Genomic DNA, 22,301 nt, shown 5'->3' on the forward strand with positions numbered 1-22,301 from the left:
TGGATTTAAAACGGCCGGACGACGACCAGAATGACGATAGCCAGCAATATCAGAACCGGCACTTCATTGAACCAGCGATAAAAGACATGGCTGCGGGTGTTTTCGCCACGGGCAAAACGTTTTACCTGTGCGCCGCACATGTGGTGGTAACCAATCAGGATCACCACCAGGGTCAGCTTGGCGTGCATCCACGCGCCCTGGCCGAAATAGGCGCTCGGGTTGAGGCTGATCAGCCAGATACCAAACACTAGGGTGGCGATCATCGCTGGCCCCATGATGCCCCGGTACAGCTTGCGCTCCATGATGCTGAAGCGTTCCTTGCTGACGGTGTCTTCGCTTTGTGCGTGATAGACGAACAGGCGCGGCAGGTAAAACAGGCCGGCAAACCAGCAGACCATGCTGATGATGTGAAGCGCTTTGAGCCACAGATAAAGCATTTTTAGTTATTCCCAGGTTCACAGTAGTGAAGATAGTAGGGGGTAGAGCGCCCGCACGTCACCTTGACGGTTGTCGCAGGGCCGCGCGGCCCCTATTATCGACGGCTTTCCAGTGGGTTCGTTGAGGGCAGGTTTATGGTCAAGGTCGGTATCGTCGGCGGCACGGGTTACACCGGTGTCGAACTGCTGCGTCTGTTGGCACAGCATCCGCAGGCAGAAGTGGTGGTGATCACTTCCCGATCCGAGGCCGGCCTGGCCGTGGCCGACATGTACCCGAACCTGCGAGGCCATTACGACGGTCTGGCGTTCAGCGTTCCGGACATCAAGACCCTCGGGGCTTGCGACGTGGTGTTCTTCGCCACGCCACACGGTGTCGCCCATGCCCTGGCGGGTGAATTGCTGGCTGCCGGGACCAAGGTCATCGACCTGTCGGCAGATTTCCGTCTGCAAGACGCCGATGAGTGGGCCAAGTGGTACGGCCAGCCGCACGGCGCGCCGGAACTGCTGGAGGAGGCGGTCTACGGCTTGCCGGAAGTCAATCGCGAGCAGATCAAGCAGGCGCGTCTGATCGCCGTGCCGGGTTGCTACCCGACCGCGACGCAATTGGGTTTCTTGCCGTTGCTTGAAGCCGGTCTGGCCGATACCACGCGTTTGATCGCTGACTGCAAATCCGGTGTCAGCGGTGCCGGTCGTGGCGCTTCGGTAGGTTCGCTGTACTCCGAGACGTCGGAAAGCATGAAGGCCTACGCCGTAAAAGGTCACCGTCACTTACCGGAAATCCGTCAGGGGCTGCGTCGTGCCGCGGGCAAGGACGTTGGCCTGACGTTCGTTCCGCACCTGACGCCGATGATTCGCGGTATTCACTCGACGCTCTACGCGACTGTCGTGGACCGCTCGGTGGATCTGCAGGCTCTGTTCGAAAAGCGTTATGCCAACGAACCGTTCGTCGACGTCATGCCGGCCGGCAGCCACCCGGAAACCCGCAGCGTACGCGGTGCCAACGTTTGCCGTATCGCCGTGCATCGTCCGCAGGATGGTGATCTGGTGGTGGTGTTGTCGGTTATCGACAACCTGGTCAAAGGCGCGTCGGGTCAGGCGGTGCAGAACCTGAATATCCTTTTCGGTCTGGATGAGCGCCTGGGTCTTTCCCATGCGGGCATGCTGCCGTAAGGCTTTGTCCCGCACAGCAAAAAGGCCCGTTGAACGGGCCTTTTTGCATTTTGGTCTGACAATTGGGTTGATTGATATACCGTAACAATAGTTGACCGATTTTCTGGGGGAAGCGGATAATGCGCGTCATCACGCATTATGGCGGCGTAACGCCGGGAGAAAGTCAGCATGAGCGTCGAATCCTTCACCCCCACGGCTTTGCAATTCACCCACGGTGCTGCGCACAAGGTGAAGAGCCTGGTCGATGAAGAGGGGAATGATCGCTTGAAGCTGCGCGTATTCGTTACGGGCGGCGGTTGTTCAGGGTTTCAGTACGGTTTCACCTTCGATGAAGAAGTGGCCGATGACGACACTATTGTCGAGCGCGAAGGCGTCAGCCTGGTGGTCGATCCAATGAGCTTCCAGTACCTGGCAGGTGCCGAGGTGGATTACCAGGAAGGTCTGGAAGGTTCGCGTTTCGTGATCAAAAACCCGAACGCTACCACCACGTGTGGCTGCGGCTCTTCGTTCTCGATCTGATCGCACCTCACCGCATCAACAAGCGCCGCAGGGTCTCAGGACCCTGCGGCGTTTTGCTGTCAGGAGTTCAGGCTCAGGCGGGGTAGATGGCGCCGAGTACGCGCAGCCCACGGGCGCCGGTGACGCTTGGGCGGTTGGCCGCGATGCCTTCCAGGCAACAATGCGCCAGCCAGGCGAAGGCCATGGCTTCAACCCAGTCCGGGTCTACACCATAAGCGGCGGTGCTGCTGACTATCGCATTCGGCAATAGGCTGGCCAACCGCTTCATCAACGTGGCGTTGTGCGCGCCGCCGCCGCAGACCAGCAGTTCCCGGGTATCCGATTGAGCGCTTTGCAATGACTCGACGATGGTCAGGGCGGTCAGCTCAAGCAGCGTGGCCTGTACGTTTTCGGCTGCGAAGGTTGGCAGCTGTGACAAATGCTGCATCAGCCATGGCAGATTGAACACTTCGCGGCCAGTGCTCTTCGGACCTTGAGTCACAAAGAATGGATCACTGAGCAGCTCATTCAACAGAGCCGGTTCAACCTTGCCGCTGGCGGCCCATTGGCCATCGCGATCGAAGTTGTCGCCGCGTTGCCGGTGAATCCAGGCATCCAACAGGACGTTCCCCGGGCCGCAGTCAAAGCCTGCGACAGGCTTGCCGGGTTCGATCAGGCTGAGGTTGCTGAACCCGCCGACGTTCAGCACCGCTCGGTTACCAGGCTGATCTTCGAACAAGGCTTCGTGAAAGGCTGGAACCAATGGAGCACCTTGTCCGCCAGCGGCTACATCGCGGCTGCGGAAGTCGCTGATCACGGTGATGCCGGTCAGCTCGGTGAGCAAGGCAGGGTTGCCGATCTGCACCGTGAACCCGCGCGCCGGCTCATGGCGAATGGTCTGGCCGTGGCTGCCGATCGCGCGAATGTCACCAGGCTTGAGGTTTTGTTGGTCGAGGAGGGTATGAATGCCCTGTGCGGCCAGTTTCACCCAGTTCTGCTGGGCAATGGCGGAGCGGGCAATCTCGTCCGGACCGCTGGCGCACAAGCCAAGAAGCTCGGCGCGCAGGGGGGCGGGCATGGGAATGTAATGGGTGGCGATCAGCTTGATCGCCGGGGCTTGCTCGATCAGCGCAATGTCCAGGCCATCAAGGCTGGTCCCGGACATTACACCTATATAGAGCGCCATGGCTTAGCGTTTGCTCGAAGCCAGCAGGGTGGCCTTTTCTTGGTCCATGCGTGCCATCAGCGGTTGGCTTTGCGCAAGGAAGCGTGAGCGTTCAGCTTTGGAGATCGGATCGGCCATCGCTACCTTCTGACCCAGCGGGTCGACGTGCACGCCATTGACCTGAAACTCGTAGTGCAAGTGCGGGCCGGTGGATAGGCCGGTGGTGCCGATGTAGCCGATCACCTGGCCTTGCTTGACGCTGCCGCCAGTCTTGATGCCTTTGGCGAAGCCCTGCATGTGGCCGTACAGCGTACGGTAGGTGCTGCCGTGCTGGATAATCACGGTATTGCCGTAACCGCCGCGACGACCGGCCAACAATACCTGGCCGTCGCCGGCAGCCTTGATCGGTGTGCCGCGCGGAGCTGCGTAATCGACACCCTTGTGGGCGCGGATCTTGTTCAGGATTGGATGCTTGCGGCCCATGGAGAATTTCGAGCTGATGCGGGCGAAGTCTACCGGAGTACGGATGAATGCCTTGCGCATGCTGTTGCCGTCAGCCGTGTAGTAGCTGCTGTTGCCTTGTTTGTTGGTGTAGCGCACGGCGGTGTAAGTCTTGCCGCGGTTGGTGAAGCGTGCGGAAAGAATCGGACCGTTGCTGACCGCCTTACCGTTGACGACCTTCTGTTCATAGATCACATCGAACTCGTCACCCTGGCGAATATCCTGGGCGAAGTCGACGTCATAGCCAAACACGCTGGCCATATCCATGGTCAGGCTGTGGGACAAGCCGGCTTTGGCGGCGGATTGCGACAGTGAACTGTTGATCACGCCATGTACGTAGGCGGAGCGAACAGTGGGCTTGGCGGTAATGCGGTTGAACGTATATCCCTTGTCGTTCTTGGTCAGGCTGATGCTTTCCATGTCGCTGAGTTTGCTGTGCAAATTGGTCAGCTGACCATTCGGGCCGAGTTCAAATTCGAGCTTCTGGCCATGTTTGAGCTGGCTGAACTGCTTGGCCTGCTTGTCGCTGGCCAGCACTTCATGCATCGAAGTGGCGGGAAGGCCGACTTTCTCAAACAATGTCGAGAGAGTGTCGCCTTTGGCAACGATCACTTCCCTGTGGCCTGGCGTCTTCTTTTCTTCGACGACTGGTGCGGGCGCGGCCTTGGCGGTTTCCTGAGTGTCTTCGGCGCTGTTTTCTATCTGCGCGAAAGGGGAGGCTGCCGGCTCATTTGTGGCTTGGACGGCGTCGGCGGCGTCTTGATTTTGTGTCAGTTGTTCTGCAGGGCTTTCCAGTTCAAGACTCAGGGTCGTCTTTTTGGCTTCAACATCACTGGAAGGAAATACCAGAAGCGCCAGGCTCAGAAGGGCGGCGATACCACTCGCGGCGAGCAGGTGAGTCTTCGGGTAAAGCGGTGGCGCTTTAGACGGTTCTTTGGTCATAGGTAATTTGACTTTGAAAAAATGAATTGGAAAAGATGAATGACATGATGAAGACGAAATAACTGTATAAAATATAACCAAATCATCTCTGAAGCAAGCCTACGGACGCTCTGTCCGTGGATTGGCGTCCGCGCGCCGGGCAAAACTTGTATTTGACGCCCGATCTTGTATGGTTGGTCCCCTTTGAATTCGAGTCTTGCAGGTCTGTTATGAAGTCGGTTGAAGAGCAGCTAGCGCTGATTAAACGTGGTGCAGAAGAACTGTTGGTCGAGTCAGAGCTGATCGAAAAGCTCAAGCGTGGCCAGCCGCTACGTATTAAGGCAGGCTTCGATCCGACCGCGCCGGATTTGCACCTGGGTCACACCGTGCTTATTAATAAGCTGCGTCAATTCCAGGATCTGGGTCACCAGGTGATCTTCCTTATTGGTGACTTCACCGGGATGATCGGTGATCCGAGTGGCAAGAGCGCGACGCGTCCACCGCTCACTCGTGAGCAGGTTCTCGAGAATGCCGAGACCTACAAGACTCAGGTCTTCAAGATTCTTGATCCGGCCAAAACCGAAGTGGCGTTCAACTCCACCTGGATGGATCAGATGGGGCCGGCTGACTTCATTCGCCTGACTTCGCAATACACCGTGGCGCGCATGCTCGAGCGCGACGACTTCGACAAGCGCTACACGACCAACCAGCCAATCGCCATTCACGAATTCCTCTATCCGCTGGTTCAGGGCTACGACTCGGTCGCTTTGCGTGCGGATGTCGAGCTGGGTGGTACCGATCAGAAGTTCAATCTGCTGATGGGGCGTGAGCTGCAGCGTGGTTATGGTCAGGAGGCTCAATGCATTCTGACCATGCCGTTGCTTGAAGGGTTGGATGGCGTGAAGAAGATGTCCAAGTCGTTGGGCAACTATGTCGGTATCCAGGAGGCGCCGGGTGTTATGTACGGCAAGCTGGTCTCTATTCCTGATGTGCTGATGTGGCGCTATTTCGAATTGCTCAGCTTTCGCTCCATGGAAGAGATCAACGCTTTGCGGGCTGACGTCGAGGCGGGTGCGAATCCGCGTGACATCAAGATCAAGTTGGCCGAAGAGATCGTTGCGCGTTTCCATGGTGAAGAGGCAGCGGCCAATGCTCACCGTGCGGCGGGCAATCGTATGAAGGACGGCGAGCTGCCGGATGACCTGCCAGAGATCGAATTGACCGCTGCCGAAGATATGCCGATCGCCGCTGTCCTTAATAAGGCAGGCCTGGTGAAGAACTCCGCCGTGGCGCGTGACCTTCTGGGTTCTGGTGGTGTGCGTATAGATGGTGAAGTTGTCGATCGCACCTTTATGTACATGCTGGGTGCGACCCACGTTTGCCAGGCCGGGAAGAAGGCTTTTGCGCGGATTACGCTCAAATCTGAATAAAGCTGACATCAGGGGTTGACGGCAGATTCTGGACGTCTATAATTCGCCCCACTTCCGGCGCAGTCGAAACGGAAAACTCCTTGGTAAACAACGAGTTACGCAGTTTTCGGCAGCGGCTACGCTTCAGTTCATCGAGGCCAGAAGGAGTTGATAAGGCAGAGTGTTGTCGCCTTATTGACGGTTCGATCCTCTCGGTCGAAAGCGGAGAAAAAGAGGTGTTGACAGCAGCGACTAACGCTGTAGAATTCGCCTCCCGCTAACGAGAGATCGGAAGCGCAAGTGGTTGAAGTTGCTGATGTTTCTTACGGGAAACTTTGAAAACTTCTGAAAATAACCGCTTGACAGTAACAGAGGCTGCTGTAGAATGCGCGCCTCGGTTGAGACGAAAGATCTTAACCAACCGCTCTTTAACAACTGAATCAAGCAATTCGTGTGGGTGCTTGTGGAGTCAGACTGATAGTCAACAAGATTATCAGCATCACAAGTTACTCCGCGAGAAATCAAAGATGTAACCAACGATTGCTGAGCCAAGTTTAGGGTTTCTTAAAAACCCAAAGATGTTTGAACTGAAGAGTTTGATCATGGCTCAGATTGAACGCTGGCGGCAGGCCTAACACATGCAAGTCGAGCGGCAGCACGGGTACTTGTACCTGGTGGCGAGCGGCGGACGGGTGAGTAATGCCTAGGAATCTGCCTGGTAGTGGGGGATAACGTTCGGAAACGAACGCTAATACCGCATACGTCCTACGGGAGAAAGCAGGGGACCTTCGGGCCTTGCGCTATCAGATGAGCCTAGGTCGGATTAGCTAGTTGGTGAGGTAATGGCTCACCAAGGCGACGATCCGTAACTGGTCTGAGAGGATGATCAGTCACACTGGAACTGAGACACGGTCCAGACTCCTACGGGAGGCAGCAGTGGGGAATATTGGACAATGGGCGAAAGCCTGATCCAGCCATGCCGCGTGTGTGAAGAAGGTCTTCGGATTGTAAAGCACTTTAAGTTGGGAGGAAGGGCAGTTACCTAATACGTAATTGTTTTGACGTTACCGACAGAATAAGCACCGGCTAACTCTGTGCCAGCAGCCGCGGTAATACAGAGGGTGCAAGCGTTAATCGGAATTACTGGGCGTAAAGCGCGCGTAGGTGGTTCGTTAAGTTGGATGTGAAATCCCCGGGCTCAACCTGGGAACTGCATTCAAAACTGTCGAGCTAGAGTATGGTAGAGGGTGGTGGAATTTCCTGTGTAGCGGTGAAATGCGTAGATATAGGAAGGAACACCAGTGGCGAAGGCGACCACCTGGACTGATACTGACACTGAGGTGCGAAAGCGTGGGGAGCAAACAGGATTAGATACCCTGGTAGTCCACGCCGTAAACGATGTCAACTAGCCGTTGGGAGCCTTGAGCTCTTAGTGGCGCAGCTAACGCATTAAGTTGACCGCCTGGGGAGTACGGCCGCAAGGTTAAAACTCAAATGAATTGACGGGGGCCCGCACAAGCGGTGGAGCATGTGGTTTAATTCGAAGCAACGCGAAGAACCTTACCAGGCCTTGACATCCAATGAACTTTCCAGAGATGGATTGGTGCCTTCGGGAACATTGAGACAGGTGCTGCATGGCTGTCGTCAGCTCGTGTCGTGAGATGTTGGGTTAAGTCCCGTAACGAGCGCAACCCTTGTCCTTAGTTACCAGCACGTAATGGTGGGCACTCTAAGGAGACTGCCGGTGACAAACCGGAGGAAGGTGGGGATGACGTCAAGTCATCATGGCCCTTACGGCCTGGGCTACACACGTGCTACAATGGTCGGTACAGAGGGTTGCCAAGCCGCGAGGTGGAGCTAATCCCATAAAACCGATCGTAGTCCGGATCGCAGTCTGCAACTCGACTGCGTGAAGTCGGAATCGCTAGTAATCGCGAATCAGAATGTCGCGGTGAATACGTTCCCGGGCCTTGTACACACCGCCCGTCACACCATGGGAGTGGGTTGCACCAGAAGTAGCTAGTCTAACCTTCGGGGGGACGGTTACCACGGTGTGATTCATGACTGGGGTGAAGTCGTAACAAGGTAGCCGTAGGGGAACCTGCGGCTGGATCACCTCCTTAATCGACGACATCAGCTGCTCCATAAGTTCCCACACGAATTGCTTGATTCATTGAAGAAGACGATAGGCTAGCCGCATAAGGTGGCCTGCATCGTTAAAGCTTAGAAATGAATATTCCGTTGTGAATATTGATTTCTAGTCTTTTGATTAGATCGTTCTTTAAAAATTTGGGTATGTGATAGAAAGATAGACTGGATAGCACTTTCACTGGTGTTTATTCAGGCTAAGGTAAAATTTGTGAGTTTAATCGCGAATTTTCGGCGAATGTCGTCTTCACAGTATAACCAGATTGCTTGGGGTTATATGGTCAAGTGAAGAAGCGCATACGGTGGATGCCTTGGCAGTCAGAGGCGATGAAAGACGTGGTAGCCTGCGAAAAGCTTCGGGGAGTCGGCAAACAGACTTTGATCCGGAGATGTCTGAATGGGGGAACCCAGCCATCATAAGATGGTTATCTTGTACTGAATACATAGGTGCAAGAGGCGAACCAGGGGAACTGAAACATCTAAGTACCCTGAGGAAAAGAAATCAACCGAGATTCCCTTAGTAGTGGCGAGCGAACGGGGACTAGCCCTTAAGTGGCTTTGAGATTAGCGGAACGCTCTGGAAAGTGCGGCCATAGTGGGTGATAGCCCTGTACGCGAAAATCTCTTGGCCATGAAATCGAGTAGGACGGAGCACGAGAAACTTTGTCTGAATATGGGGGGACCATCCTCCAAGGCTAAATACTACTGACTGACCGATAGTGAACTAGTACCGTGAGGGAAAGGCGAAAAGAACCCCGGAGAGGGGAGTGAAATAGATCCTGAAACCGTATGCGTACAAGCAGTGGGAGCCCACTTTGTTGGGTGACTGCGTACCTTTTGTATAATGGGTCAGCGACTTATTTTCAGTGGCGAGCTTAACCGAATAGGGGAGGCGTAGCGAAAGCGAGTCTTAATAGGGCGTCTAGTCGCTGGGAATAGACCCGAAACCGGGCGATCTATCCATGGGCAGGTTGAAGGTTAGGTAACACTGACTGGAGGACCGAACCGACTACCGTTGAAAAGTTAGCGGATGACCTGTGGATCGGAGTGAAAGGCTAATCAAGCTCGGAGATAGCTGGTTCTCCTCGAAAGCTATTTAGGTAGCGCCTCATGTATCACTGTAGGGGGTAGAGCACTGTTTCGGCTAGGGGGTCATCCCGACTTACCAAACCGATGCAAACTCCGAATACCTACAAGTGCCGAGCATGGGAGACACACGGCGGGTGCTAACGTCCGTCGTGAAAAGGGAAACAACCCAGACCGTCAGCTAAGGTCCCAAAGTTATGGTTAAGTGGGAAACGATGTGGGAAGGCTTAGACAGCTAGGAGGTTGGCTTAGAAGCAGCCACCCTTTAAAGAAAGCGTAATAGCTCACTAGTCGAGTCGGCCTGCGCGGAAGATGTAACGGGGCTCAAACCATACACCGAAGCTACGGGTATCACTTAGGTGATGCGGTAGAGGAGCGTTCTGTAAGCCTGTGAAGGTGAGTTGAGAAGCTTGCTGGAGGTATCAGAAGTGCGAATGCTGACATGAGTAACGACAATGGGTGTGAAAAACACCCACGCCGAAAGACCAAGGTTTCCTGCGCAACGTTAATCGACGCAGGGTTAGTCGGTCCCTAAGGCGAGGCTGAAAAGCGTAGTCGATGGAAAACAGGTTAATATTCCTGTACTTCTGGTTATTGCGATGGAGGGACGGAGAAGGCTAGGCCAGCTTGGCGTTGGTTGTCCAAGTTTAAGGTGGTAGGCTGGAATCTTAGGTAAATCCGGGATTCTAAGGCCGAGAGCTGATGACGAGTGTTCTTTTAGAACACGAAGTGGTTGATGCCATGCTTCCAAGAAAAGCTTCTAAGCTTCAGGTAACCAGGAACCGTACCCCAAACCGACACAGGTGGTTGGGTAGAGAATACCAAGGCGCTTGAGAGAACTCGGGTGAAGGAACTAGGCAAAATGGCACCGTAACTTCGGGAGAAGGTGCGCCGGTGAGGGTGAAGCATTTACTGCGTAAGCCCACGCCGGTCGAAGATACCAGGCCGCTGCGACTGTTTATTAAAAACACAGCACTCTGCAAACACGAAAGTGGACGTATAGGGTGTGACGCCTGCCCGGTGCCGGAAGGTTAATTGATGGGGTTAGCTAACGCGAAGCTCTTGATCGAAGCCCCGGTAAACGGCGGCCGTAACTATAACGGTCCTAAGGTAGCGAAATTCCTTGTCGGGTAAGTTCCGACCTGCACGAATGGCGTAACGATGGCGGCGCTGTCTCCACCCGAGACTCAGTGAAATTGAAATCGCTGTGAAGATGCAGTGTATCCGCGGCTAGACGGAAAGACCCCGTGAACCTTTACTATAGCTTTGCACTGGACTTTGAATTTGCTTGTGTAGGATAGGTGGGAGGCTTTGAAGCGTGGACGCCAGTTCGCGTGGAGCCATCCTTGAAATACCACCCTGGCAACTTTGAGGTTCTAACTCAGGTCCGTTATCCGGATCGAGGACAGTGTATGGTGGGTAGTTTGACTGGGGCGGTCTCCTCCTAAAGAGTAACGGAGGAGTACGAAGGTGCGCTCAGACCGGTCGGAAATCGGTCGTAGAGTATAAAGGCAAAAGCGCGCTTGACTGCGAGACAGACACGTCGAGCAGGTACGAAAGTAGGTCTTAGTGATCCGGTGGTTCTGTATGGAAGGGCCATCGCTCAACGGATAAAAGGTACTCCGGGGATAACAGGCTGATACCGCCCAAGAGTTCATATCGACGGCGGTGTTTGGCACCTCGATGTCGGCTCATCACATCCTGGGGCTGAAGCCGGTCCCAAGGGTATGGCTGTTCGCCATTTAAAGTGGTACGCGAGCTGGGTTTAGAACGTCGTGAGACAGTTCGGTCCCTATCTGCCGTGGACGTTTGAGATTTGAGAGGGGCTGCTCCTAGTACGAGAGGACCGGAGTGGACGAACCTCTGGTGTTCCGGTTGTCACGCCAGTGGCATTGCCGGGTAGCTATGTTCGGAATAGATAACCGCTGAAAGCATCTAAGCGGGAAACTAGCCTCAAGATGAGATCTCACTGGGACCTTGAGTCCCCTGAAGGGCCGTCGAAGACTACGACGTTGATAGGTTGGGTGTGTAAGCGCTGTGAGGCGTTGAGCTAACCAATACTAATTGCCCGTGAGGCTTGACCATATAACACCCAAGCAATTTGAGTCGAAAGGCCAGATTGCGGTGTGTGAAGACGCAATGAACCGAAAGTTCGCACAACACACAAACTATCGCATACCCAATTTGCTGAAGCGTCGAAAGACGGTTCGGTACCCGAATTTCTTGACGACCATAGAGCATTGGAACCACCTGATCCCATCCCGAACTCAGAAGTGAAACGATGCATCGCCGATGGTAGTGTGGGGTTTCCCCATGTGAGAGTAGGTCATCGTCAAGATTAAATTCCGAAACCCCTATCTGCGTACGCAGGTAGGGGTTTTGTTTTGTCCGCAGGAAAATCTGACCTTTAGGGTTTCTATGCAACTGCTCGGGGCATGGCTATCATGCGGGCCTCATTGTGAGGCGAGACTTGCATGCTGACGTTGTTAAAGCTTCTTAAAGATGGCCGATTCCATTCGGGCCAAGCCCTGGGCGTCGCCTTGGGCGTCAGTCGTAGCGCTGTATGGAAGCAGCTTCAGCATTTGGAGGCTGAGCTCGGTTTGTCCATTCATAAAGTGCGCGGTCGCGGCTATCAGCTGGCTGCGCCATTGACGCTGCTTGATCCTGTCGAGATATGCGCGCGCGCGCCTTCTTGTGAGTGGCCCATTCTAGTATTCGACTCAATTGACTCTACCAACGCTGAAGCCTTGCGCGCTATCGAGCGTGGCCAGGCCGCGCCATTTCTGGTACTCGCGGAGCGGCAGACGGCCGGTCGCGGACGGCGTGGGCGCAAGTGGGTTAGTCCGTTCGCAGAAAACATCTATTACAGCCTGGTGTTGCGCATTGAGGGTGGGATGCGGCAGCTGGAAGGCTTGAGTCTTGTTGTCGGGCTCGCCGTAATGCAGGCCTTGCGAGAGCTTGGTATTTCAGGGGCGGGATTGAAGTGGCCCAATGATGTGCTGGTTGGCCAGAAAAAAATTGCTGGAATATTGCTCGAATTAGTGGGCGATCCTGCAGATGTGTGTCACGTAGTGATTGGTGTTGGGGTCAATGTGAACATGCAGATGGCCGATGAGGTTGACCAGCAGTGGACATCCATGCGGCTCGAGTCGGGTAAGGCGGTTGATCGCAATCATCTGGTCGCGAAGTTGGGGTTGATGCTCCAGGCCTACTTGAGTCGCCATCAGGTCGACGGATTTCCGGCTATCCGGGCGGAGTGGGAGCAAAATCATCTATGGCAGGGACGCGCTGTGTCGTTGATTGCTGGAGCTAGTCAGATAGATGGAGAGGTGCTGGGTATCGATAGTCAGGGTGCCTTGCGCTTGAAGGTGGGTGGCGTGGAAAAAGTTTTTAATGGTGGTGAGCTCAGTCTGAGGTTGCGTGATGATTCTTGAGCTCGATTGTGGAAACAGTTTCATCAAGTGGCGTGTGCTCGGCGCAGATGTCGAGCGGGTGATTGGTGAGGGTGTTGTTGATTCGGATCTTGCACTGTTGGAGAGCTTGAGTGCGCTCAAGGGGCTCGCGCTGAAGCATTGTCGGTTGGTCAGCGTCAGAACCGCCGAAGAAACCGGAGCCCTGATCGCTTTGTTGACAGAGACTTTCGGTATTTCCGTGGTGTGCGCGACACCGGCTCGCGAAATGTCCGGGGTTCGTAATGGCTATGAGGAGTTCGAGCGGTTAGGGCTCGATCGCTGGCTTGCAATGCTCGGAGGGTTTCATCTGGCTTCAGGTGCTTGTCTGGTGCTCGACTTTGGTACTGCAGTCACTGCTGATTTTGTCGCTAGGGATGGTGAGCATCTCGGGGGGTTCATCTGTCCGGGAATGCCCTTGATGCGTAACCAGTTGCGTACTCATACCCGTAGAATCCGCTATGGCGACCTTGCTGCCGAGCGCGCTTTGGAGAGTCTTGCTCCTGGGCGTACTACCGTCGAGGCGGTCGAGCGAGGTTGCTTGCTGATGTTGAGGGGCTTTGTTCAGGCTCAGCTAGAGTTGGCGCGCAGCTATTGGGGGGAGGATTTCGCTGTATTCCTCACAGGAGGAGATGCTGATCTGGTCTCCGAGACTGTGCCTGAGGCCAAGGTGGTTCCAGATCTGGTGTTTGTAGGGTTGGCTATGGCGTGTCCCTTGTCTTGAGGTTTTTATGCGTTGGTTGTTCCTGCTACTGCTTGTTCTCAATGTGTTCTATTACGTCTGGCACCAACAGGAGGCTCCGCTTCGCGCGAAGGATGTGACCCCCTTGAGTTTGTATAGGGGCTCTCAGCAGGACATTCGTTTGTTGAGCGAGGCGACTGATACGACTCGAGACAAAGGAAAATCTGCGCAGACGGAAAGCAGTTGTCTCTATCTGGGTGGTTCTGCCCGGCAGGAAGTCGCTCAGGCAATCGAGCATCGATTGAGTGGCATGGACATCAAGTTTCAGTCCTTACCGAAGGATCTCCCTGAATACGCGGGTTACTGGGTGCGTGTGGCGCCGGAAAGCCGGCGTTTGCTGGATGACTTGCAGTTGCAAAGCCTTTCTAAAGAATTCAATGAGTTAAAACATAAAATAATGCCGTGTGAGGGGGTTGCGCCTGCCGAATAGTTTGCATAGAATGGCGCCCGCTTCGCAGTGAAGACCTTTTAAAGGTTGACGGTGCAAGGCGAGGTCAACGCAGCTAACCTCAGGTTTTTAATGAGAAAATGCTTGACAGAAGGCTGGCATAGTATAGAATGCCGGCTCGCTTAGGAGGGGTTCCCGAGCGGCCAAAGGGATCAGACTGTAAATCTGACGTCTACGACTTCGAAGGTTCGAATCCTTCCCCCTCCACCATTTTTAGCGAGAGCTGCAAGCTCCGCGGGTATAGTTTAGTGGTAGAACCTCAGCCTTCCAAGCTGATGATGCGGGTTCGATTCCCGCTACCCGCTCCAGGTTTGCAGATCCTGCAAAGTGTTACGCTCTTGTAGCTCAGTTGGTAGAGCACACCCTTGGTAAGGGTGAGGTCAGCGGTTCAAATCCGCTCAAGAGCTCCATATAACAAGGCAGATATGAAAATATCTGCCTTTGTTTTAATGGCTTGTAGATGCGCGCTGTTGTTCGAGAGGGTGGTCGTGCATGATGGTGTTGGCGCCTGTAGCCAGGATCATTGAGTAAATTGTTGTAAAGTCTTTTTCGGGCCGGCATAATGGTCGGCCTGATTTTGTTTTAGGTCAGTAGCTCAATTGGCAGAGCGACGGTCTCCAAAACCGTAGGTTGGGGGTTCGATTCCCTCCTGACCTGCCAGATTCACCTGGTGTGTCTGGCTTTCTTTTCACAGGATCTTCATAGATGACTCCTAAAGCTGAAGCTCAAGGTTCTCGCTTCGATCTGCTCAAGTGGCTGGTAGTAGTTGCTTTGGTGATTGTTGGTGTTGTTGGCAATCAGTATTACTCTGCTTCGCCGATCCTGTACCGCGTGCTCGCTTTGCTGGTCATTGCTGCTGTAGCTGCCTTTGTAGGCCTGCAGACGGTTAAGGGCAAGTCTTTCTTTGTACTGGTTAAGGAAGCGCGCACCGAGATTCGTAAAGTCGTTTGGCCAACTCGCCAAGAAACCACGCAGACCACGTTGATCGTTGTGGCTGTTGTTCTGGTTATGGCGTTGCTGTTGTGGGGGCTTGATTCCCTGCTCGGTTGGCTTGTTTCCTTGATCGTCGGCTAAGGGTGTCCCGTGGCTAAGCGTTGGTACGTTGTGCATGCTTACTCCGGTTACGAGAAGCATGTCATGCGTTCGTTGATCGAGCGCGTAAAGCTGGCTGGCATGGAAGATGGCTTCGGCGAAATTCTGGTTCCCACTGAAGAAGTGGTTGAAATGCGTAATGGCCAGAAGCGCAAAAGCGAACGCAAATTCTTCCCTGGTTATGTGCTGGTTCAGATGGACATGAACGAGGGTACTTGGCACTTGGTCAAGGATACTCCTCGGGTGATGGGTTTCATCGGTGGTACTGCCGACAAGCCTGCACCAATCACAGATAAAGAAGCAGAAGCGATTCTGCGTCGTGTTGCTGATGGTAGCGACAAGCCGAAGCCGAAGACGTTGTTCGAGCCGGGTGAGTCGGTACGCGTCAACGACGGGCCGTTTGCTGATTTTACCGGCACGGTTGAAGAGGTTAACTACGAAAAGAGCCGGATCCAAGTGGCGGTGCTCATTTTCGGTCGCTCTACTCCGGTAGAGTTGGAGTTCAGTCAGGTCGAAAAGGTCTAGCTGAGCAAGCATCCCAACCCCGCAGCCCTAGGCTGTGGGGTTTTGTCGTCACTGGGATAAACGCGCAAGTAACCGGGGAGCCTTTCGAGGCGTTTGAACCCGTAATTGGAGTGCCTCATGGCCAAGAAGATTACCGCTTACATCAAGCTGCAAGTGAAGGCCGCTCAGGCTAACCCAAGCCCACCTGTTGGTCCTGCTCTGGGTCAGCACGGCGTGAACATCATGGAATTCTGCAAGGCTTTCAACGCCCGTACTCAGGGTCTTGAGCCAGGTCTGCCGACTCCAGTGATCATCACTGTCTACAGCGACCGTAGCTTCACGTTCGAAACCAAATCCACCCCTGCTTCGGTTCTGCTGAAGAAGGCTGCTGGTCTGACTAGCGGTTCCGCTCGTCCGAACACCGTTAAGGTTGGCACTGTGACTCGTGCTCAGCTGGAAGAAATCGCGAAAACCAAAAACGCGGATCTGACTGCAGCTGATATGGAAGCAGCCGTGCGTACTATCGCCGGTTCTGCTCGTAGCATGGGCCTTAACGTGGAGGGTGTGTAATGGCTAAGCTGACCAAGCGTCAAAAGGCTATCGCCGGCAAAATCGAAGCAGGCAAGGCCTACAACTTTGTAGATGCTGCTGCTCTGCTGTCCGAGCTGTCGACTGTCAAGTTCAGCGAGTCGTTCGACGTTGCTGTGAACCTGGGTGTTGACCCGCGTAAATCCGACCAGGTCGTTCGTAGCGCTACCGTGCTGCCGCACGGTACTGGCAAGACCGTTCGCGTTGCTGTGTTCACTCAGGGTCCAGCTGCCGAGGCCGCTCTGGCTGCCGGCGCTGACCGTGTAGGTATGGACGACTTGGCTGCCGAAATGAAAGGCGGCGACCTGAACTATGACGTAGTGATCGCATCCCCGGATGCAATGCGCGTTGTAGGTCAGTTGGGTCAGATCCTCGGTCCACGTGGTCTGATGCCTAACCCTAAAGTCGGCACTGTAACTCCAGACGTAGCTACCGCGGTTAAAAACGCCAAGGCTGGTCAGGTTCGTTATCGCACCGACAAAAACGGCATCATCCATACTTCCGTTGGCAAAGTCGGCTTTGACGCCGTCAAGCTGAAGGAAAACGTTGAAGCTCTGATCGCTGATCTGAAGCGTATCAAGCCAGCTTCTTCGAAAGGTATTTACGTCAAGCGCGTTACCCTGAGCACCACCATGGGTCCAGGTCTGGTCATCGACCAAGGCTCGCTCGACGCATAAGACACAGGTTGGCGCAAGCGATTGCGCCAATTGAAAGATTGGGGTCCCTGCCTGGCGGGGGCTATCCAAGACCGTAGGCGACGCAAGTCTTAAACCTCAAGCCTACGCAGATGGTGCTCCCGGTTCCTTACCGAATCAGACACCAAAACGACATCCGGCTTAGGCCAGATGAAACGGTAACAAGCAGGAGTTAAACCCGTGGCAATTAAACTCGAAGACAAGAAGGCCATCGTCGCTGAAGTCAACGAGGCTGCCAAAGTCGCTCTGTCCGCTGTCGTGGTTGATGCCCGTGGCGTAACAGTAAGCGCGATGACCGGACTCCGTAAAGAGGCTCGTGAAGCTGGCGTTTTCGTACGTGTTGTGCGTAACACCCTGCTCAAGCGCGCTGTTGCTGACACTGAATTCAGTGTTCTCAACGACGTGTTCACCGGCCCGACCTTGATTGCATTCTCCAACGAACATCCGGGCGCTGCTGCTCGTATCTTCAAGGAATTCGCAAAAGGTCAGGACAAGTTCGAGATCAAGGCAGCTGCGTTCGAGGGCAAGTTCCTCGCAGCTAACCAAATCGACGTGCTGGCAACTCTGCCGACCCGTGACGAAGCAATTTCCCAGCTGATGAGCGTGATTCAAGGCGCTACCAGCAAATTGGCTCGTACTCTGGCGGCAATTCGCGACCAAAAAGAAGCAGTTGCAGCCTAAGGCTCGTCTCCTTCTCGCGTTTTTTGTTTATTTCGATGGTCGCGTAGGCCGTCCCCAATATCAGGAATTAGATTCATGTCTATCTCTCAAGACGATATCCTCAACGCCGTAGCTGAAATGTCGGTTATCCAGGTTGTTGAGCTGATCAAAGCTTTCGAAGAAAAATTCGGCGTTACCGCTGCTGCTGCATCGGCTGGTCCAGCTGCTGCTGCCGCTGTTGTTGAAGAACAAACTGAATTCAACGTCATGCTGACCGAAGCTGGCGAGAAGAAAGTTAACGTGATCAAGGCTGTACGTGAACTGACCGGTCTGGGCCTGAAAGAAGCCAAGGCTGTAGTTGACGGCGCTCCTGCCATGGTTCTGGAAGCTGTTGCCAAAGACGCAGCTGACAAAGCCAAAGCAGCTCTGGAAGAAGCAGGCGCTAAAGTCGAGCTGAAGTAAGCATCGACTTTGCTCCTCCAGCCCGAGCGTTAAGCGAAAGGCTGATGGCTGGTGGCTCTTGCCACCGGCCTTTTTCCGTTATTGGCGGCCGACTGGGTTGGTGCTGATAACGAGCTGTATCCACCCGATGCGGTGGCGCAAACCATGGGGTTTGCACGATTTTCTGGCTGCTCCCGTCGGGAGGGGCCAAACAAGCAGGTGACCAAGCTGGGGAACGCTGATGGCTTACTCATATACTGAGAAAAAACGTATCCGCAAGGACTTTAGCAAGTTGCCGGACGTCATGGATGTGCCGTACCTCCTGGCCATCCAGCTGGATTCGTATCGTGAATTCTTGCAAGCGGGAGCGACTAAAGATCAGTTCCGCGACGTGGGCCTGCATGCGGCCTTCAAATCCGTTTTCCCGATCATCAGCTACTCCGGCAATGCTGCGCTGGAGTACGTCGGTTATCGCCTGGGCGAACCGGCATTTGATGTCAAAGAATGCGTATTGCGCGGTGTAACTTACGCCGTACCTTTGCGGGTAAAAGTGCGCCTGATCATTTTCGACAAAGAGTCGTCGAATAAAGCGATCAAGGACATCAAAGAGCAAGAAGTCTACATGGGTGAAATCCCCCTGATGACTGAGAACGGTACCTTCGTAATCAACGGTACCGAGCGTGTAATCGTTTCCCAGCTGCACCGTTCCCCGGGCGTGTTCTTCGACCACGACCGTGGCAAGACGCACAGCTCCGGCAAACTGCTGTACTCTGCGCGCATCATTCCTTACCGCGGTTCGTGGCTGGACTTCGAGTTCGACCCGAAAGATTGCGTATTTGTGCGTATCGACCGTCGTCGCAAGCTGCCTGCATCGGTACTGCTGCGCGCGCTGGGCTATACCACTGAAGAAGTGCTGGACGCGTTCTACACCACCAACGTCTTCCACGTGCAGGGTGAAAACCTCAGCCTGGAACTGGTGCCTCAGCGCCTGCGTGGTGAAATCGCTGTCCTCGATATTCAGGATGACAAAGGCAAGGTTATTGTCGAGCAGGGTCGTCGTATCACCGCTCGCCACATCAACCAGCTGGAAAAAGCCGGGATCAAAGAGCTGCAAGTGCCTCTGGACTACGTCCTGGGTCGCACTACCGCCAAGGTCATCGTGCATCCGGCTACCGGCGAAATCCTGGCAGAGTGCAACACCGAGCTGAACACCGAAATCCTGGCAAAAATTGCCAAGGCGGGCGTTGTTCGCATCGAAACTCTGTACACCAACGATATCGACTGCGGTCCGTTCGTCTCCGACACCCTGAAGATCGACTCCACCAGCAACCAATTGGAAGCGCTGGTCGAGATCTATCGCATGATGCGTCCAGGCGAGCCGCCAACCAAGGACGCTGCCGAGACACTGTTCAACAACCTGTTCTTCAGTCCTGAGCGCTATGACCTGTCTGCGGTCGGCCGGATGAAGTTCAACCGTCGTATCGGTCGTACCGAGATCGAAGGTTCGGGTGTGTTGTGCAAAGAAGACATCGTCGCGGTTCTGAAGACTCTGGTCGACATCCGTAACGGTAAAGGCATCGTCGATGACATCGACCACCTGGGTAACCGTCGTGTTCGCTGCGTAGGCGAAATGGCCGAGAACCAGTTCCGCGTTGGCTTGGTACGTGTTGAGCGTGCGGTCAAAGAGCGTCTGTCGATGGCGGAAAGCGAAGGCCTGATGCCGCAAGACCTGATCAACGCCAAGCCAGTGGCTGCGGCGGTGAAAGAGTTCTTCGGTTCCAGCCAGCTGTCCCAGTTCATGGACCAGAACAACCCGCTGTCCGAGATCACCCACAAACGTCGTGTCTCTGCACTCGGCCCTGGCGGTTTGACTCGTGAGCGTGCTGGCTTCGAAGTTCGTGACGTACACCCGACTCACTACGGTCGTGTATGCCCGATTGAAACGCCGGAAGGTCCGAACATCGGTCTGATCAACTCCCTGGCCGCCTATGCGCGCACCAACCAGTACGGCTTCCTCGAGAGCCCGTACCGTGTGGTGAAAGACGCTCTGGTAACCGACGAGATCGTGTTCCTGTCCGCCATCGAAGAAGCCGATCATGTGATCGCTCAGGCTTCGGCCACGATGAACGACAAGAAAGTCCTGATCGACGAGCTCGTAGCTGTTCGTCACTTGAACGAGTTCACGGTCAAGGCGCCGGAAGACGTCACCTTGATGGACGTATCGCCGAAGCAGGTAGTTTCGGTTGCTGCGTCGCTGATCCCGTTCCTCGAGCACGACGACGCCAACCGTGCGTTGATGGGTTCGAACATGCAGCGTCAAGCTGTACCAACCCTGCGTGCTGACAAGCCGCTGGTCGGTACCGGCATGGAACGTAACGTGGCTCGCGACTCCGGCGTTTGCGTCGTGGCTCGTCGTGGCGGCGTGATCGATTCTGTCGACGCCAGCCGTATCGTGGTTCGTGTTGCTGATGATGAAGTTGAAACCGGCGAAGCTGGTGTCGACATCTACAACCTGACCAAGTACACCCGCTCCAACCAGAACACCTGCATCAACCAGCGTCCGCTGGTGAGCAAAGGCGATCGGGTTCAGCGCAGCGACATCATGGCTGACGGTCCGTCCACCGATATGGGTGAGCTGGCTCTGGGTCAGAACATGCGCATCGCGTTCATGGCATGGAACGGCTTCAACTTCGAAGACTCCATCTGCCTGTCCGAGCGTGTTGTTCAGGAAGACCGTTTCACCACGATCCACATTCAGGAACTGACCTGTGTGGCGCGTGACACCAAGCTTGGGCCAGAGGAAATCACTGCAGACATCCCGAACGTGGGTGAAGCTGCACTGAACAAACTGGACGAAGCCGGTATCGTTTACGTAGGTGCTGAAGTAGGCGCAGGCGACATTCTGGTAGGTAAGGTCACTCCGAAAGGCGAGACCCAACTGACGCCAGAAGAAAAACTGCTGCGTGCGATCTTCGGTGAAAAAGCCAGCGACGTTAAAGACACTTCCCTGCGCGTGCCTACCGGCACCAAGGGTACTGTCATCGATGTACAAGTCTTCACCCGCGACGGCGTTGAGCGTGATGCTCGTGCACTGTCGATCGAGAAGACTCAACTCGACGAGATCCGCAAGGACCTGAACGAAGAGTTCCGTATCGTTGAAGGCGCCACTTTCGAACGTCTGCGTTCCGCTTTGGTCGGCCACAAAGCCGAAGGCGGCGCCGGTCTGAAGAAAGGCCAGGAAATCACCGACGAAGTTCTCGACGGTCTCGAGCACGGCCAGTGGTTCAAACTGCGCATGGCTGAAGATGCTCTGAACGAGCAGCTCGAGAAGGCTCAGGCCTACATCGTTGATCGCCGCCGTCTGCTGGACGACAAGTTCGAAGACAAGAAGCGCAAGCTGCAGCAGGGCGATGACCTGGCTCCAGGCGTGCTGAAAATCGTCAAGGTTTACCTGGCAATCCGTCGCCGCATCCAGCCGGGCGACAAGATGGCCGGTCGTCACGGTAACAAAGGTGTGGTCTCGGTGATCATGCCGGTTGAAGACATGCCGCACGATGCCAATGGCACCCCGGTCGACGTCGTCCTCAACCCGTTGGGCGTACCTTCGCGTATGAACGTTGGTCAGATCCTTGAAACCCACCTCGGCCTCGCGGCCAAGGGTCTGGGTGAGAAGATCAACCGGATGGTCGAAGAGCAACGTAAGGTTGCTGAACTTCGCACCTTCCTGGACGAGATCTACAACCAGATCGGCGGTCGTAACGAAGATCTGGATAGCTTCTCCGACCAGGAAATCCTGGATCTGGCGAAGAACCTGCGTGGCGGCGTTCCAATGGCCACTCCAGTGTTCGACGGCGCCAAGGAAAGCGAAATCAAGGCCATGCTGAAACTGGCAGACCTGCCAGAAAGCGGCCAGATGCAGCTGACCGACGGCCGTACCGGCAACAAGTTCGAGCGCCCGGTTACTGTTGGCTACATGTACATGCTGAAGCTGAACCACTTGGTAGACGACAAGATGCACGCTCGTTCTACCGGTTCGTACAGCCTGGTTACCCAGCAGCCGCTGGGTGGTAAGGCGCAGTTCGGTGGTCAGCGTTTCGGGGAGATGGAGGTCTGGGCACTGGAAGCATACGGTGCTGCTTACACTCTGCAAGAAATGCTCACAGTGAAGTCGGACGATGTGAACGGCCGGACCAAGATGTACAAAAACATCGTGGACGGCGATCACCGTATGGAGCCGGGCATGCCCGAGTCCTTCAACGTGTTGATCAAGGAAATTCGTTCCCTCGGCATCGATATCGATCTGGAAACCGAATAACACGTGACGCGAATCGAGAGCGGGGCAGGATT

At 54.9% G+C, this 22,301-nt stretch carries 16 protein-coding genes, 4 tRNA genes and 3 rRNA genes; 20 read left to right on the forward strand and 3 right to left on the reverse strand.

Annotated elements, in window-relative coordinates:
* Nucleotides 1–5: 5 nt before the first annotated feature.
* Nucleotides 6–437: a protoporphyrinogen oxidase HemJ gene (hemJ, locus tag J3D54_RS11280; protein ID WP_018928879.1), complete on the reverse strand. Its 432-nt coding sequence runs from the start codon at nt 435–437 to the stop codon at nt 6–8.
* A 135-nt stretch (nt 438–572) separates the two neighbouring features.
* Here hemJ and argC point away from each other — a divergent pair, with 135 nt between their 5' ends.
* On the forward strand, nt 573–1,607 hold the full coding sequence (gene argC / locus J3D54_RS11285; protein WP_007941665.1) for an N-acetyl-gamma-glutamyl-phosphate reductase: 1,035 nt from the start codon (nt 573–575) through the stop codon (nt 1,605–1,607).
* Nucleotides 1,608–1,775: 168 nt separating this feature from the next.
* Nucleotides 1,776–2,126 (forward strand): iron-sulfur cluster insertion protein ErpA, encoded by a 351-nt coding sequence (gene erpA, locus J3D54_RS11290; protein WP_007906865.1) that lies wholly within the window; start codon nt 1,776–1,778, stop codon nt 2,124–2,126.
* A 73-nt stretch (nt 2,127–2,199) separates the two neighbouring features.
* Here erpA and J3D54_RS11295 read toward each other — a convergent pair whose 3' ends face one another.
* Both J3D54_RS11295 and J3D54_RS11300 read right to left on the reverse strand, forming a co-directional pair.
* Nucleotides 2,200–3,291 (reverse strand): anhydro-N-acetylmuramic acid kinase, encoded by a 1,092-nt coding sequence (locus J3D54_RS11295; protein ID WP_253418093.1) that lies wholly within the window; start codon nt 3,289–3,291, stop codon nt 2,200–2,202.
* 3 nt (nt 3,292–3,294) lie between these two features.
* On the reverse strand, nt 3,295–4,713 hold the full coding sequence (locus tag J3D54_RS11300) for a peptidoglycan DD-metalloendopeptidase family protein (protein ID WP_253418095.1): 1,419 nt from the start codon (nt 4,711–4,713) through the stop codon (nt 3,295–3,297).
* A gap of 209 nt (nt 4,714–4,922) precedes the next feature.
* Here J3D54_RS11300 and tyrS point away from each other — a divergent pair, with 209 nt between their 5' ends.
* From tyrS to rpoB, 18 genes are all read left to right on the forward strand, one after another.
* On the forward strand, nt 4,923–6,122 hold the full coding sequence (tyrS, locus tag J3D54_RS11305; RefSeq protein ID WP_253426586.1) for a tyrosine--tRNA ligase: 1,200 nt from the start codon (nt 4,923–4,925) through the stop codon (nt 6,120–6,122).
* 563 nt (nt 6,123–6,685) lie between these two features.
* Nucleotides 6,686–8,224 (forward strand): 16S ribosomal RNA (locus tag J3D54_RS11310).
* 304 nt (nt 8,225–8,528) lie between these two features.
* Nucleotides 8,529–11,420 (forward strand): 23S ribosomal RNA (locus J3D54_RS11315).
* Nucleotides 11,421–11,557: 137 nt separating this feature from the next.
* Nucleotides 11,558–11,673, forward strand: a 5S ribosomal RNA gene (gene rrf / locus J3D54_RS11320).
* The 16S, 23S and 5S rRNA genes sit together here, the layout of an rRNA operon.
* Before the next feature lie 136 nt (nt 11,674–11,809).
* A complete protein-coding gene (gene birA, locus J3D54_RS11325) occupies nt 11,810–12,769 on the forward strand; it encodes a bifunctional biotin--[acetyl-CoA-carboxylase] ligase/biotin operon repressor BirA (RefSeq protein ID WP_253418097.1) in 960 nt (319 codons plus the stop codon).
* Nucleotides 12,759–13,508, forward strand: a complete 750-nt coding sequence (locus tag J3D54_RS11330; RefSeq protein ID WP_253418099.1) for a pantothenate kinase — start codon at nt 12,759–12,761, stop codon at nt 13,506–13,508. The genes birA and J3D54_RS11330 overlap by 11 nt, the downstream gene beginning before the upstream one ends.
* Nucleotides 13,509–13,515: 7 nt before the next feature.
* Nucleotides 13,516–13,956: a hypothetical protein gene (locus J3D54_RS11335; protein ID WP_253418101.1), complete on the forward strand. Its 441-nt coding sequence runs from the start codon at nt 13,516–13,518 to the stop codon at nt 13,954–13,956.
* Between the two features lie 143 nt (nt 13,957–14,099).
* Nucleotides 14,100–14,184: transfer RNA gene (locus J3D54_RS11340), tRNA-Tyr, on the forward strand.
* Nucleotides 14,185–14,208: 24 nt separating this feature from the next.
* Nucleotides 14,209–14,282 (forward strand) — tRNA-Gly (locus J3D54_RS11345).
* Nucleotides 14,283–14,308: 26 nt separating this feature from the next.
* Nucleotides 14,309–14,384 (forward strand) — tRNA-Thr (locus J3D54_RS11350).
* Between the two features lie 174 nt (nt 14,385–14,558).
* A tRNA-Trp gene (locus J3D54_RS11355) sits at nt 14,559–14,634 on the forward strand.
* A gap of 45 nt (nt 14,635–14,679) precedes the next feature.
* Nucleotides 14,680–15,048, forward strand: a complete 369-nt coding sequence (secE, locus tag J3D54_RS11360; RefSeq protein WP_007933728.1) for a preprotein translocase subunit SecE — start codon at nt 14,680–14,682, stop codon at nt 15,046–15,048.
* Between the two features lie 9 nt (nt 15,049–15,057).
* On the forward strand, nt 15,058–15,591 hold the full coding sequence (gene nusG, locus J3D54_RS11365; protein ID WP_007933727.1) for a transcription termination/antitermination protein NusG: 534 nt from the start codon (nt 15,058–15,060) through the stop codon (nt 15,589–15,591).
* Nucleotides 15,592–15,708: 117 nt separating this feature from the next.
* Nucleotides 15,709–16,140, forward strand: coding sequence for a 50S ribosomal protein L11 (gene rplK, locus J3D54_RS11370; RefSeq protein ID WP_007933726.1), 432 nt, complete (start codon nt 15,709–15,711; stop codon nt 16,138–16,140).
* Entirely contained in the window at nt 16,140–16,835 is a 696-nt protein-coding gene (gene rplA, locus J3D54_RS11375) for a 50S ribosomal protein L1 (RefSeq protein WP_007933725.1), read from the forward strand. Before rplK ends, rplA begins: the two co-directional genes overlap by 1 nt.
* 198 nt (nt 16,836–17,033) lie before the next feature.
* Nucleotides 17,034–17,534 carry a 50S ribosomal protein L10 gene (rplJ, locus tag J3D54_RS11380; RefSeq protein WP_140672288.1) on the forward strand — a complete coding sequence of 167 codons (501 nt, stop codon included), beginning with the start codon at nt 17,034–17,036 and terminating at the stop codon, nt 17,532–17,534.
* 75 nt (nt 17,535–17,609) lie between these two features.
* Nucleotides 17,610–17,975, forward strand: a complete 366-nt coding sequence (gene rplL, locus J3D54_RS11385; protein WP_095147407.1) for a 50S ribosomal protein L7/L12 — start codon at nt 17,610–17,612, stop codon at nt 17,973–17,975.
* Nucleotides 17,976–18,195: 220 nt separating this feature from the next.
* Complete coding sequence (gene rpoB / locus J3D54_RS11390) at nt 18,196–22,269, forward strand: DNA-directed RNA polymerase subunit beta (RefSeq protein ID WP_018925655.1); 4,074 nt, start codon at nt 18,196–18,198, stop codon at nt 22,267–22,269.
* Nucleotides 22,270–22,301 lie beyond the last annotated feature (32 nt).

The organism is Pseudomonas sp. GGS8 (genome assembly GCF_024168645.1).
Classification (GTDB): domain Bacteria; phylum Pseudomonadota; class Gammaproteobacteria; order Pseudomonadales; family Pseudomonadaceae; genus Aquipseudomonas.